Source organism: Lentzea sp. NPDC055074, assembly GCF_053608005.1.
Window position 1 is genome coordinate 135438 of the sequence record NZ_JBSGUQ010000023.1, and the last position, 12659, is coordinate 148096.

Sequence of the window (12659 nt, forward strand, 5' to 3'; positions counted from 1 at the left end):
CCACTTTGGCTGAGACCGCACTGCCCGTGGCGCTGGACCGCGAGTCCGCCGAGCCCCTCGCCGTCCAGCTCGCCGACGCCCTGCGTTCCGCCGCGTCGGAGGGCCGTCTGCGCGCGGGCGACCGTTTGCCGTCCACGCGCGCGTTGGCCGACTCGCTCGGAGTGTCCCGCACGGTCACCGCCGCCGCCTACGAACAGCTGCACGCGGAAGGGTGGATCGCGGGTCGGCACGGCTCCGGCACCTACGTGACCACGACGCCGCCCGGCCCGTTGCGCAAACGTTCGCGCAAGCCCGTCACGCCTGTCATCACCGACTTCGTGGACCTCGGCACCGGCGCGCCGTGGGCCAGCGGCCTCGACCGGGCGGCCTGGCGGCGGGCGTGGCGGGCCGCGGCGGACTCGCCCCCGCTGTCCCGTCCCGAACGCGCGGGGCTGCCCGAGTACCGCGAGGCCATCGCCGAGCACCTGCTGCGCCACCGCGGCCTGGCCGTGAACGCGGACCCGGTGCTCGCGACCGGCGGCACCACGGCCGTGCTGACCGAGATCGCGGTCGCGGTGCTCAAGCGCGGCGACGCGGTGGCCGTCGAGGAACCCGGCTACCAACGGGCGGTCGGCGTCTTCAAGGCCAACGGCCTCAAGGTCGTGCAGGCGCTCGTCGACGCGGAGGGGCTGCTCCCGGAGGCCGTGCCCGCGGGCGTGAAGGCCGTCTACTGCTCGCCGGCGCACCAGTACCCGCTGGGCGGCCGCATGTCGGCCGGACGCCGGGTCGCGCTGGTCGAGCGCGCACGACGGGACGGCTGGCTCGTCATCGAGGACGACTACGACGGCGAGCTCCGCTACGACGTCGCGCCGCTGCCGTCGCTGGCCGCGCTCGCCCCGGACGTCGTGGTCCACCTCGGCACCACGAGCAAGATCCTCACGCCGACCCTGGGCGCGGGCTGGATGGTCGCGCCCGAGCACATCGCCACGACCGTCCTCGAGCACCGCGACCTGACCGGCACCAGCCCGGCGGCCGCGGGCCAGCGGGTCGTCGTCGAACTGGCGCGGATGGGAGACCTCGGCCGGCACCTGCGCAAGGTCCGGCGGGAACTGTCCGAACGGCGCGCGCTCGTCATCGAAACGTTCGCCGACGCGGGCATCGAGGTGCTCGGCGACGACGCGGGCGCCCACGTCGTGGTGCTGCTGCCCACGGCAGAGCAGGAGCGCGACCTGACGAGGCAGGCGCTCGAACGCGGGCTGCGGGTCGACGGCCTGTCGCGGCACTACGTGAACCGGGCCAAGCTGCACGGGCTCGTCATCGGGTACAGCGCGTGCTCGCGGGAGCAGCTGGTGACCGCGCTGCCCGTGCTGACCGAGCTGCTCAGAAGGAGCGGCTGACCACGACGACCTCGCGGTCGACGACGAAACCCAGCTGCTCGTTGACGCGGATCATGTGGCCGTTGCCCGCGTCCGTCCCGGTGTCGACGCGCTCCAGCTCCGGCCGTTCCGTGCGCAGCCAGCGCAGCATGTGCGTCTTGACGACCCGGCCCAGGCCATGGCCGCGGTGGGAGGGCGTGACCACCGTGCTGCCCCAGCGGGTGTGCGTCGTGTCGGAGGGGTGCAGCGGAACGTCGGTCAGCGCCACGACTCCGCCGGTGGACTCCTCGACCGCGACGACGACGCGCTGCTCGACGCCGGCCTCCCGTGCCTCGGCCTCCTCGGCGCGCACGACCTCCGGCGTCCACTCCGGTGCCTGCACCGCGGACGTCGTGGCGGGTGCGTCGTGGATCGACTGCCGGGTTTCGGCCACCGACACCAGCAGGTGGTCCGGCGTCGCGCCGAGCCACCGTTCGATCCGGTACCCGTTCGGGACGACCGGCTCCAGCACGGCGTCGGCGATCGAGAGCGTCTGGACCACCCTGGACGCGGCCACGTGGAACCCGCGGGCCGTCGCCCAGTGCTCGCCCGCGCTGCCCTTGATCACGCCCCAGCTCTCGAACGTGTCCCGGCCGCGGGCGCGCAGCTCCGGCAGCAACGCCTCCAGCAGCGCGGTGCCGACGCCCTGCCTGAGGTGTTCCGGGTGGACCGTGATCGGGCCGACCGCCAGCCGTGCGTTCACACCACCGAGCAGACCCACTGAGGTGATGCCGACGCCTTCGCCGTCACGGCGGGCGACGAGCCGGACCACCTCGCTGAAGTCCGGGTTCGTCTCCCGCAGCGACTCGACGATCCGCTCCCGGCCCGGTCCCCGTCCTGCCCGGGTCGCGATCCTCACGTCCGCGTAGGCGTCGAGCTGGGCCACGTCGTCGAGGTCGAGCGGTTTGATCTCCAGCACGAGACCGAGGCTAACTGGCGGGTAAGGACAATCGCCCAAACGGGTAGGGTCGCCCGCATGACGCAGCGCAAGACGAGGGTGGCCGTGGTCTTCGGCGGCCGCAGCTCCGAGCACGAGGTCTCCTGCCAGTCCGCCAAGAGCGTCCTGCCGCACCTCGACGCGGACCGGTTCGAGGTGGTGCCCGTCGGCATCACGCCGCAGGGGCAGTGGGCACTCGGCACGGACCCGACCGCGCTGGAGTCGGGCGCGGGCAAGCTCCCGACGCTGCGGAACCAGACCGTCACGGCCATCGAGCCGGGCCAGGCTCTGAAGGACGTCGACGTCGTCTTCCCGCTGCTGCACGGCGCGTGGGGTGAGGACGGCACGATCCAGGGTCTGCTGGAGCTCGGCGGCCTGCCGTACGTGGGGCCGGGCGTGTTCGCGTCGGCGGCCGTGATGGACAAGGTCTTCGCCAAGAAGATCCTGCAGGCCGAGGGCATCAGCGTCGGGAAGTTCGTCGCCCTCGACCGCGCCGCGACCACGCTGACCCTCGACGAGCGCGAGCACCTCGGGCTGCCGGTGTTCGTGAAGCCGTCCCGCGCCGGGTCGTCCGTCGGCATCTCCAAGGTGAGCGACTGGAACGACCTCGACGCCGCCATCTTCGCGGCGCGCCAGCACGATCCCAAGGTGATCGTCGAGGCCGGTGTGCAGAACGCCCGCGAGATCGAGGTCGCGGTGCTGGAGTTCCCGGACGGCCGGATCGAGGCCTCGCTGCCCGCCGAGCTGCGCCCGGTCGGTGAAGGCGCCGACTGGTACGACTTCGAGGCCAAGTACGTCAACGACTCCTACGAGGCCGACATCCCCGCGAAGCTCGACGACGACATCACCGCGCAGCTGCGCGAGCTGGCCGTCACCGCGTTCAAGGCGCTCGACTGCCAGGGTCTGTCCAGGGTGGACTTCTTCCTCACCGAGCAGCACGAGCTGATCATCAACGAGCTCAACACGATGCCCGGCTTCACGCCGATCTCCATGTACCCCAAGGCGTGGGAGGCGACGGGCGTCGACTTCAAGACCCTGCTGACCACGCTGATCGAGACGGCGATCGCCCGAGGCTCGGGACTGCGCTAGGCCAGGCACGGTGACCGCCGGCCTTCGCCGCGCCTTTCACCACGATGCGCCCGTCTGAGCGGCCGAAGACGGGGCGAATGCCGACGGTCACCGCGCCTCGGTCTTGACCGGCTGCTTCGCCAGCAGGTCGCGCACCGTCGTCGAGACGTCCTGCAACGGTCCGGTGCCCGCGTCGGCGGGCACCGTCAGCGCCACGTACACGCCGCGGTCGACGATCACCCAGGTCGAGCTGTCCGAACCGGGCAGCTCGAGCCACTGGACGTCGGAGATCACGCGCAGCTGCGAGGTCGCCGACAGCTCGGTCGGTCGCGGCAGGCCGCAGCGCAGAACCACCGGATCGTGTTTGGCGTCACCCCACGCGACCGTGGCGGGGGGAGCGGGCGAGGCGAGCTCCCGGCGCGACAGCATGTCCTTCCCGGACGGCAGTCCCAGCGGCAGCTTCTCGACCAGGGAAGCGCATTCCGGGCTGCCCGCCGAGGGGGCGTCGATCGAGACCAGCGCGAGCGGACCCGTGCGACCGGGCACGTCCTCGGACTGGTTTCCCGTGCCCAGCCACAGACCGAGCCCGGCGACACCGATGGCGAGCACGACAGCGAGCCCGACCGCCGCGAGCAGCGGCCGGGACAGCGCCGACGTGGATTCCTGCTGAGTCACCCGGTTATGACAACACGGGCTGGTTAGAGATGGACCACCGGGCAGGTCAAGGTGCGGGTGATGCCCTCGACGTTCTGGATGCGCGCGACCACGAGCTGGCCGAGCTGGTCGACGGTGTCCGCTTCGGCGCGCACGATGACGTCGTAAGGCCCGGTGACGTCTTCTGCGGTGGCTACCCCGGTGATCCCGGAGATCTCGGAGGCGACTGCGGCGGCCTTGCCGACCTCGGTCTGGATGAGGATGTATGCATGCACCACGGCGTGCCCCTTCGTCGCGACAGGTTGGGTCGAGGTAGGAACGTGTCACGCAACGTACCCCAGTTGGGGTTCCGAATGCTCAGATTGGGAGGCAACTTTGCGTCCGGAGCCGCCGCGCGACGCGGAGACGGTCGCCGACGTGGGTGAGTTCAACCTCATCCACCGGGTGACGACCGGTCGGGCGCAGCCGGAGACGACCATCCTCGGTCCCGGGGACGACGCCGCCGTCGTCGCCGTCCCGGATGGACGGGTCGTCGCCTCGATGGACGTGCTCGTCGAGGGTGTCCACTTCAGACTCGACTGGTCCAGTCCCGAGCAGGTGGGCCGAAAAGCGGCCGCCGTGAACCTCGCCGACGTCGTCGCCATGGGAGCACTGCCGTCGGCTCTCCTCGTCGGTTTCGCGTGCCCCGCGGACACCCCCGCGTCGGTCGTCCAGGGGATCATGGCGGGCCTGTGGGACGAGGCCGCGAAGGCCGGTGCGGGCATCGTCGGAGGCGACATGGTCAGCTCCGCCACACTCGTGATCTCCATCACCGCCATGGGAGACATGAACGGGCTCGAGCCGGTCACGAGGTCCGGAGCGCTCGTCGGGGACGTCGTGGCTGTCGCCGGGAGGCTCGGCTGGGCCGCCGCGGGACTCGCCGTGCTCGGCCGCGGGTTCCGTTCGCCGGTCGGCATCGTGAACGCCCAGCGCACCCCGGAGCCGCCGTACGAGGAGGGCCCCAGGGCCGCCGAGGCGGGCGCCACGTCGATGATCGACGTCTCCGACGGACTGCTGCAGGACCTGAGTCACATCGCGGACTCGTCGGGTGTCGCGATCGACGTCCGCACCGAGCTGCTGCCGTTGCACCCGCGCCTGCTCGACGTCGCGTCGGCGCTCGGCGGGGACGCACGGCACTGGGCGCTGACCGGGGGCGAGGACCACGCGCTCGCGGCGACGTTCCCCGGCCCCAAGGCGGTGCCGCCCGGCTGGACGACCATCGGCACGGTCCGCGCGGGCGGAGGAGTCACGGTCGACGGCAGGGTCTACGAAAAACCTCCTGGCTGGGAGCACTGGCGCGCGTAGACTTCACCGTCGTGGAACTATGCACGCGCGCGTATGACCATCCAGACTCGGTCAAGATGATCGCGGACCTCCAGCAGGTCTACGTCGAGCGCTACGGCGACGTAGACGTGACGCCGGTCGACCCGGCGCAGTTCGCCGCGCCGCTGGGCTACTTCGTCATCGGGTACCTCGACGGAGTGCCCGTGGCGTGCGGCGGCTGGCGCGTCAACGACGAGCTGGCCGGTGCGGCCGAGATCAAGCGGATGTACGTCGTCGACTCCGCACGCGGCAAGGGCCTCTCCCGGCTCGTGCTCGCGCACCTGGAGATCACGGCGCGAGAGGCCGGCCTCGAGCGGATGGTGCTGGAGACCGGCACGCGTCAGCCCGAGGCGATCAGCCTCTACACCTCCAGCGGCTACGAGCGGATCGACAACTTCGGCGTGTACCGGGACCACCCGGAGAGTCGCTGCTTCGGGAAGTCGTTGTAGGTTCGGGCGCATGGCCATCTACGCGCTCGGGGACTACACGCCGCAGATCCACCCGGAGGCGTACGTGCACCCGGACGCGACGGTGATCGGCGACGTGCGGATCGGCGCGTACTCCTCGGTGTGGCCGCAAGCCGTGCTGCGCGGTGACTACGGGCGCATCGTCATCGACGAGCGCACCTCGATCCAGGACGGCACGGTCGTCCACTGCACCGAGGTCCACCCCGTGCACATCGGATCGTCGTGCGTCATCGGCCACAACGTGCACATCGAAGGCGCGACCGTCGCCGACGAATGCCTCATCGCGTCGGGTTCGGTGGTGCTCAACGGTTCCATCGTGGAAAAGGGCGCGATCGTCGGCGCCGGCGCGGTGGTCTCGTTCGACGGCCACGTCCGCGAACGCACGATGGTGCTGGGAGTTCCCGCCCGCGAACGCACCGGACACGTTGTGCCGGAACAGGCTTGGGCATTCATCGTCGAGAAATACGTTCAGAACATCGCTTTGTACCGGGAGAAGCTCCGTCGGCTCGACTAAGGCCGCGTCTGTCGACCTTCGCCGCGTCGTCGACGCTCAGCGTGCCGCGATGCGACCGTCTGAACATCGAATACGGGGCAAAGGCCGACTGGCGCGGCACTTGGTGAGATAGGGTTCACAGCCGTGGCTCGTCCCCTCACTGAAGTTGTCGAAGCCGGTTGGGCTGAAGCTCTCGCCCCCGTTGCTGACCAGATCGCCGCCATGGGTGAGTTCCTGCGCGCGGAGGTTTCCGCCGGTCGCACCTACCTTCCCGCGGGCGAGAACGTGCTGCGTGCCTTCCAGCAGCCGTTCCACCAGGTGAAGGTGCTGATCGTCGGCCAGGACCCGTACCCGACGCCCGGCCACGCGGTCGGTCTGTCGTTCTCGGTCGCGCCGGACGTCCGTCCCATTCCCAAGTCGCTCATCAACATCTACAAGGAATACGCCGAAGACCTCGGCCACCCGATTCCTTCCAACGGCGACCTGACGCCGTGGTCGGAGCGCGGTGTGCTGCTGCTCAACAGGGCGCTGACCGTGCAGCCCGGCAAGGCGAACTCCCACCAGGGCAAGGGCTGGGAGGCCGTCACCGAGCAGGCGATCAAGGCTCTCGCCGCGCGTGACGCACCTCTTGTCTCCATTCTGTGGGGCCGCAACGCGCGCAACCTGCGTCCGTTGCTCGAACCGTTGCCCGCCATCGAGTCCGCGCACCCGTCGCCTTTGTCGGCGCACTCCGGGTTCTTCGGGTCGAAGCCTTTCAGCCGTGCCAACGAACTGCTCGAGAAGCAGGGCGCGGAGCCGATCGACTGGAAGCTTCCGTAGTTCCCCAGGCCAGACGTGATCTGACGCTGACGGCCGCCGGTGCGGCCGTCAGCGAGTTCGGCAATTCCCTGTCGTTGCTCGTCCTGTTGTTCTGGGCGACGCCGATCAGCCCGTTGCTGGTGGCCGCGATCCTCGTCGCCGAACTGCTGCCGTTCGTGCTCGGCGCCCCTCTGGCCGGAGCACTCGTCGACCGGCTGCCCAACCGTCGCCTGCTGATCGCCGCGCTGGTCTTCCAGGGCGTCGCGATCGCGGCTGTCGCCCCGTTGATGGGGCAGCCCGCGTTCGTGGTGGCGCTGGTGTTCCTCTCGGGTTGCGGCCGTGCGATCGCCCAGCCCTGCACCTCCGCCCTGGTGCCGCACATCGCGGGCGAAGAGGATGCGACGCGTGGCTACGCGTTGCTCAGCACCGGGCGCAGCCTCGGCAACATCGCCGGTGTGACCGGTGGCGCGCTGCTCACCGGGTTCTTCGGGCATCCCGTGGCGTTGCTCATCGACGGTGGCACGTTCCTCGGGTACGCGGTGCTGCTGGCGTTCGTGCGATCGGAACGGCGTCCCTCCGGCGAACACGAGACACGGCCCAGCGCGCTCGCGGGCATCCGGCACGTTCAACGTGATCCCGTGCTGTTCGCTTCGGTCCTCGGCCTGGCGTTCGTCGTCGGTGCGGTCGTGGTGATCAACGTCGCCGACCCCGCGTTCGTGCGGTACGTGCTGCACTGCGACGAGTTCGTGCTGGGCGCGATGCAGGCGTGCTGGATGGTCGGCATTCTCATCGGGAACTGGCTGTCCGCGAGGGTGAGGACCGTCTCCGAGGTGGCTCAGGCGCTCGCGATCTCCGGGATCACCACCGGGATCGCCGTGCTGATCCCGGCGATGTTCCCGGTCGTGGTGGCCGCGGGAATCGGCTGGCTGATCGGTGGCACGTCGAACGGCGTGGGCAGCGTGACCTTGAACGCCATCGTGCGGTTGCGCACACGCGAGGCGATGCGCGGGCGGGCGTTCGCCGCGGCCGGGTCGATGGTGATCGGCGCGAACCTGCTCCGCACTACTGCCGCCGGGGCGTTGCTGCTGGTCATGGGGCCTCGGGCGGTGTTCGCGCTCGGTGGCACCGGGGCGTTGCTCAGCGGCGTCGCCTGCCTGGTGTACGTGCGCCGGGCCCTGAAACGCGAAGAGAGCCCGGCCGAAGCCGGGCTCTCTTCACTCTAAAAACGAACTGTGGCGGTGATCAGCCGCGCACGACCTTGCCGGCCTTCAGGCAAGACGTGCACACGTTGATCCGCTGGCGCTGCGAGGCCGAAACCTTGGCGCGCACAGACTGGATGTTCGGGTTCCAGCGGCGGTTCGTCTTCCGCTGGGAGTGCGAAACCGAATGGCCGAAGCCCGGCCCCTTGCCACAGACGTCGCACACGGCAGCCACGTCAGCCACTCCTTCAGGTTCCTCAAGCGGTAAGTCTCGCGTCCCGGTGGGCGCGCAAGCGTGCACAAGCCTCAACCGGGCACGGCAACCCAATCAGGGTAGCCGGTGGCCTCACCCGCGACCAAACCGGGTGGATACTCTCGCCGCCATGCAGGTCATGGATGCGGTCGCGGTGCGCAGATGGGCAGACGCCTGCGTGCGGTCGTTGGACGCCAATCGGGAGTCGATCGACCAGATCAACGTCTTCCCCGTCCCGGATGGTGACACAGGTACGAACCTGCTGCACACGATGCAGTCGGCGCTCGACGCGCTGCTGCGCTCGCCCATGTCGACGGTGGGGGACGCGCTGTCTGCGCTCGCCCGCGGCGCGCTGGCCGGGGCGCGCGGGAACTCCGGCGTGATCCTGTCCCAGGTGCTCAGGGGACTGGCGGAGACCGTCCAGGAGGTCTCGCTGGTCACGGGCACCGCGCTGCGCAAGGGCCTGCACCGCGCCGACGAGCTGGCCACGGCCGCCGTGTCCAAGCCCGTGCCCGGCACCGTGCTGTCGGTGCTGCACGCGGCCTCCGAGGCGGCCCGTGACTGTGCTTCCGATGAGCTGGACGACGTCGTGATGGCGGCGTCACGCGCGGGAGCCGTCGCACTGGCCGACACTCCCCGTCAGCTCGCCGTGCTGGCCAAGGCCGGGGTGGTCGACGCGGGCGGACGCGGACTCGTTGTGTTGTTGGACACATTGGCGGCGGTCATCACCGGCCAGAGCGTGGAAACACCGATAGACGCTCCCTTGCTGCCGCGCACCCCCGAGTCGCTGACGACCGAGCGCGAGAGCGGGTCGTCGGAGTTCGAGTACGAGGTCATGTACCTGCTCGACGGCACCTCGGAAGAGCAGGTCGCCGAGCTGCGGGGCACGTTGAACGGCCTGGGCGACTGCGTGTCGGTGGTGGGGGACGGCGTCTCGCTGTGGACCGTCCACGTGCACTGCAACGACATAGGCGCGGCCATCGAGTCGGGTGTGCGCGCTGGACGCCCGCACCGCATCACCGTGGCGAGGTTCGCCGACCAGATCGCCGCACAGGCTTCACGGTTCGTGCGCGACCGGGCGATCGTGGTGGTGGTGAGCGGTGCCGTGGATCTGTTCCGCGCGGAAGGCGCCGCGGTGTTCGACCTCGCTTCTTCTTCGGCGACGCCCACAGACCTCTTGTCCGCCATCGTGTCGACGCGCGCGCGTCACGTCGCGGTGCTGCCGGGCGACCCGGACATCCGTGAGGCCCTTGAAGAAGCCGTGGCATACGCACAGGCCGCGGGGCAGGACGTAGTGGTGGTGCCGACGTTCTCTCCCGTGCAGGCTCTCGCGGCGTTGGCGGTGCACGATTCCTCTCGGCGTGCCGGTGACGACGTTGTCGCCATGGCCGAGGCCGCCGCCGCCACGCGCCGTGGTGAACTCTCGATCGCGGCCGACGAGGCGCTCACGTGGGTAGGCCGCTGCCAGCCGGGCGATCTGCTGGGCATGCTGGACGGCGAGGTCGTGCTGATCGAACCGGGCCCCGCGGCGCCGGAGTCGGTGATGGACCTGTCCTGCCGGCTGGTCGACCGGATGCTGGCGGGCGGCGGGGAACTGGTCACGGTGATCCTGGGCGCCGACGCGCCCGAGGGCCTGGCCGACGTGCTGGAGGACCACGTGCGGGTCACCCATCCGGAGGTCGAGGTGACCGCTTATCCGGGCGGGCAGCCCGACGCGGTCATTTTTGTCGGTGTCGAGTAGTTCAATGGGACGCGATGATCTCCTTCGACGACAAGCTGCAGCCGTTGCTCGGCAAGAAGACCGCCGACGCACTGGAGACAGGCCTCGGCCTCACGACGGTCGGTGACCTGCTGCGCCACTACCCGCGCCGGTACGACGAGCGCGGGAAGCTGACGGACATCCGCTCGCTGGAAATCGACGAGCACGTCACGGTGCAGGCCGAGGTCCGCAAGTGCCAGAAGCGCCAGATGAAGGCGCGTCGCGGCCAGATGACCGAGGCCGTCATCACCGACGGCACGTCCGAGCTGCACCTGGTGTTCTTCGGCAAGCCGGCGTTCGTCGCCGAGCAGGAGCTGCTGCCGGGCACGCGCGCGTTGTTCGCCGGCAAGGTCGGCCGCTACCGGCAGAACCTGCAGCTGGTGCACCCGGCGTTCGAGGTCCTCACGGCGGAGCAGGACGGGTCGTCGTTCCTGCAGGCGTTCCTGCCCGTCTACCCGGCGTCGCAGCACATCAACACGTGGAACATCGCGAACTGCGTGAAGCAGCTGCTGGAGATCTGGGACGGCGTGCCGGAGGACCCGCTGCCCGCCGACTTCCGCGAGGAGCAGGGGCTGATCGGCCTGGAGGACGCGCTGCGGTCGATCCACCGGCCGGAGAGCTGGGCGCAGATCTCCGTGGCGCAGCTGCGCCTGAAGTGGGACGAGGCGCTGGCCGTGCAGCTCGCGCTGGCCCAGCGCCGCAAGGCGTCCACGGCCCGTCCGGCGCCTTCGTGCGCCCGCCGGTCCGGTGGGATCCTCGACGCCTTCGACGAGCGCCTGCCGTTCACGCTGACGGCGGGGCAGGTGGAGGTCGGTGAGCAGGTCGCGGTGGACCTGGAGTCGACCGTGCCGATGAACCGGTTGCTGCAGGGCGAGGTCGGCTCGGGCAAGACCATGGTCGCGTTGCGGGCGATGCTCCAGGCAGTCGACGCGGGCCGTCAGGCGGCGATGCTCGCGCCCACGGAAGTCCTTGCGGCACAACACGCGCGTTCGTTGGCGGAGATGCTCGGCGATCTTGCTCAGGCGGGCCAGCTGGGCGGCGCCGAGAACGCGACGCGGGTGACGCTGCTGACCGGTTCGATGAACACGGCCCAGCGCCGTCAGGCGTTGCTCGACATCGTGACGGGCGAGGCGGGCATCGTCGTCGGCACGCACGCGATCATCCAGGAGAAGGTGGAGTTCCACTCCCTGGGTCTGGTCGTCGTGGACGAGCAGCACCGCTTCGGCGTGGAGCAGCGAGCCGCTCTGTCGGCGCGCGGCGAACGCGAGAACCCGCACGTCCTGGTGATGACCGCGACCCCGATCCCGCGCACCGTCGCCATGACGGTCTACGGCGACCTGGAGGTCTCGGCGCTGCGCGAGCTCCCCGGTGGCCGCTCCCCGATCAAGACGTCGGTGGTGCCCGTGCGGGAGAAGCCCGCGTGGCTCGACCGGGCGTTCGCCCGAGTGCGCGAGGAGGTGGCGAAGGGCCACCAGGCGTACTTCGTGTGCCCGCGCATCGGTGACGAGGAACCGGCGAAGTCGGACGACGAGGACAAGCGCCCGGCCCTGTCCGTGATCGACGTGGCCACCATGCTCGCGCAGGGGCCGTTGCGCGGCCTGCGCATCGAGATCCTGCACGGCCGCATGCCCCCGGACGAGAAGGACGCGGTGATGCGCGCCTTCTCGGCCAACGAGGTCCACGTCCTGGTCGCCACCACGGTCATCGAGGTGGGCGTCAACGTCCCGAACGCCACCGTCATGGCCATCATGGACGCGGACCGCTTCGGCGTCTCCCAGCTCCACCAGCTCCGCGGCCGCGTGGGCCGGGGCAGTGCGCCGGGGCTCTGCCTCCTGGTGACCGAGATGCCCGAGATGACGGCGACGATGGAACGCCTGCGCGCCGTCGAGTCCACTCTGGACGGCTTCGAGCTGGCCCAGCTCGACCTGGAGCTGCGCCGCGAGGGCGACATCCTGGGTGCCGCCCAGTCGGGCCGCCGCTCGGGGCTGAAGATGCTGTCGCTGCTGCGCGACGAGGACATCATCGCGGACGCCCGCACGTCGGCTCAGCAGGTCGTCGACGCCGACCCGGACCTGGAGAAGCACCCCGGGCTCGCCGGGATGGTGGCGACGCTGCTGACGGAGGAGCGGGCCGAGTACCTGGAGAAGACCTAGGCGCTGTCCTGCAAGTTCGTTCGGTGACAGGCGCGGGCGAGAGACCCGGAGGCGGTGCCGCCGCGACGCCCTCATACCGGGCGTATCCGGGCGTTGCGGCGGTGCCGTCTCCGGGTCTGTCT

13 protein-coding genes are annotated in these 12659 nt (G+C 70.3%); 9 read left to right on the forward strand and 4 right to left on the reverse strand.

The window, feature by feature from the left end:
- The first annotated feature begins 5 nt into the window (after positions 1–5).
- The gene (gene pdxR, locus ACWF7A_RS37840) at positions 6–1376 is read left to right on the forward strand and encodes a MocR-like pyridoxine biosynthesis transcription factor PdxR (protein ID WP_452255309.1); all 1371 of its coding nucleotides are present in this window, start codon (positions 6–8) and stop codon (positions 1374–1376) included.
- On the opposite strand, the gene ACWF7A_RS37845 is transcribed toward pdxR, so the two are convergent.
- On the reverse strand, positions 1360–2313 hold the full coding sequence (locus tag ACWF7A_RS37845; RefSeq protein WP_452255310.1) for a GNAT family N-acetyltransferase: 954 nt from the start codon (positions 2311–2313) through the stop codon (positions 1360–1362). The two genes, pdxR and ACWF7A_RS37845, sit on opposite strands and share 17 nt — an antisense overlap.
- A 57-nt stretch (positions 2314–2370) precedes the next feature.
- Here ACWF7A_RS37845 and ACWF7A_RS37850 point away from each other — a divergent pair, with 57 nt between their 5' ends.
- Positions 2371–3420 carry a D-alanine--D-alanine ligase family protein gene (locus ACWF7A_RS37850; RefSeq protein WP_452255311.1) on the forward strand — a complete coding sequence of 350 codons (1050 nt, stop codon included), beginning with the start codon at positions 2371–2373 and terminating at the stop codon, positions 3418–3420.
- 87 nt (positions 3421–3507) lie between these two features.
- On the opposite strand, the gene ACWF7A_RS37855 is transcribed toward ACWF7A_RS37850, so the two are convergent.
- Both ACWF7A_RS37855 and ACWF7A_RS37860 read right to left on the reverse strand, forming a co-directional pair.
- Entirely contained in the window at positions 3508–4074 is a 567-nt protein-coding gene (locus ACWF7A_RS37855; protein WP_452255312.1) for a DUF3515 domain-containing protein, read from the reverse strand.
- Between the two features lie 23 nt (positions 4075–4097).
- Positions 4098–4331 carry an Lrp/AsnC ligand binding domain-containing protein gene (locus tag ACWF7A_RS37860; protein ID WP_053736927.1) on the reverse strand — a complete coding sequence of 78 codons (234 nt, stop codon included), beginning with the start codon at positions 4329–4331 and terminating at the stop codon, positions 4098–4100.
- A gap of 97 nt (positions 4332–4428) precedes the next feature.
- Between ACWF7A_RS37860 and ACWF7A_RS37865 the strand changes: the two genes are divergently transcribed.
- The 5 genes from ACWF7A_RS37865 to ACWF7A_RS37885 all read left to right on the forward strand — a co-directional run bounded on the left by ACWF7A_RS37865 (position 4429) and on the right by ACWF7A_RS37885 (position 8396).
- Complete coding sequence (locus ACWF7A_RS37865; RefSeq protein WP_452255313.1) at positions 4429–5397, forward strand: thiamine-phosphate kinase; 969 nt, start codon at positions 4429–4431, stop codon at positions 5395–5397.
- A 56-nt stretch (positions 5398–5453) separates the two neighbouring features.
- Positions 5454–5864, forward strand: coding sequence for a GNAT family N-acetyltransferase (locus tag ACWF7A_RS37870; protein WP_452255314.1), 411 nt, complete (start codon positions 5454–5456; stop codon positions 5862–5864).
- Positions 5865–5874: 10 nt separating this feature from the next.
- On the forward strand, positions 5875–6396 hold the full coding sequence (locus ACWF7A_RS37875) for a gamma carbonic anhydrase family protein (RefSeq protein WP_452255315.1): 522 nt from the start codon (positions 5875–5877) through the stop codon (positions 6394–6396).
- A 123-nt stretch (positions 6397–6519) separates the two neighbouring features.
- Positions 6520–7194, forward strand: a complete 675-nt coding sequence (locus ACWF7A_RS37880; RefSeq protein WP_382441118.1) for a uracil-DNA glycosylase — start codon at positions 6520–6522, stop codon at positions 7192–7194.
- A 26-nt stretch (positions 7195–7220) separates the two neighbouring features.
- A complete protein-coding gene (locus ACWF7A_RS37885; protein ID WP_452255320.1) occupies positions 7221–8396 on the forward strand; it encodes an MFS transporter in 1176 nt (391 codons plus the stop codon).
- A gap of 19 nt (positions 8397–8415) precedes the next feature.
- Here ACWF7A_RS37885 and rpmB read toward each other — a convergent pair whose 3' ends face one another.
- A complete protein-coding gene (gene rpmB, locus ACWF7A_RS37890) occupies positions 8416–8607 on the reverse strand; it encodes a 50S ribosomal protein L28 (RefSeq protein WP_030467945.1) in 192 nt (63 codons plus the stop codon).
- Between the two features lie 148 nt (positions 8608–8755).
- On the opposite strand from rpmB, the gene ACWF7A_RS37895 reads away from it, so the two are divergent.
- Together ACWF7A_RS37895 and recG are read left to right on the forward strand one after the other, a co-directional pair.
- On the forward strand, positions 8756–10366 hold the full coding sequence (locus tag ACWF7A_RS37895) for a DAK2 domain-containing protein (protein ID WP_452255316.1): 1611 nt from the start codon (positions 8756–8758) through the stop codon (positions 10364–10366).
- Between the two features lie 14 nt (positions 10367–10380).
- Positions 10381–12537 carry an ATP-dependent DNA helicase RecG gene (recG, locus tag ACWF7A_RS37900; protein ID WP_452255317.1) on the forward strand — a complete coding sequence of 719 codons (2157 nt, stop codon included), beginning with the start codon at positions 10381–10383 and terminating at the stop codon, positions 12535–12537.
- Positions 12538–12659: the final 122 nt, after the last annotated feature.

Bases quoted from the DNA above. Each gene is read 5' to 3' on its own strand.
- ACWF7A_RS37875 (WP_452255315.1), top strand. From the start codon at position 5,875: ATGGCCATCTACGCGCTCGGGGACTACACGCCGCAGATCCACCCGGAG.
- ACWF7A_RS37850 (WP_452255311.1), top strand. From the start codon at position 2,371: ATGACGCAGCGCAAGACGAGGGTGGCCGTGGTCTTCGGCGGCCGCAGC.
- ACWF7A_RS37870 (WP_452255314.1), top strand. From the start codon at position 5,454: ATGATCGCGGACCTCCAGCAGGTCTACGTCGAGCGCTACGGCGACGTA.
- recG (WP_452255317.1), top strand. From the start codon at position 10,381: ATGATCTCCTTCGACGACAAGCTGCAGCCGTTGCTCGGCAAGAAGACC.
- ACWF7A_RS37895 (WP_452255316.1), top strand. From the start codon at position 8,756: ATGCAGGTCATGGATGCGGTCGCGGTGCGCAGATGGGCAGACGCCTGC.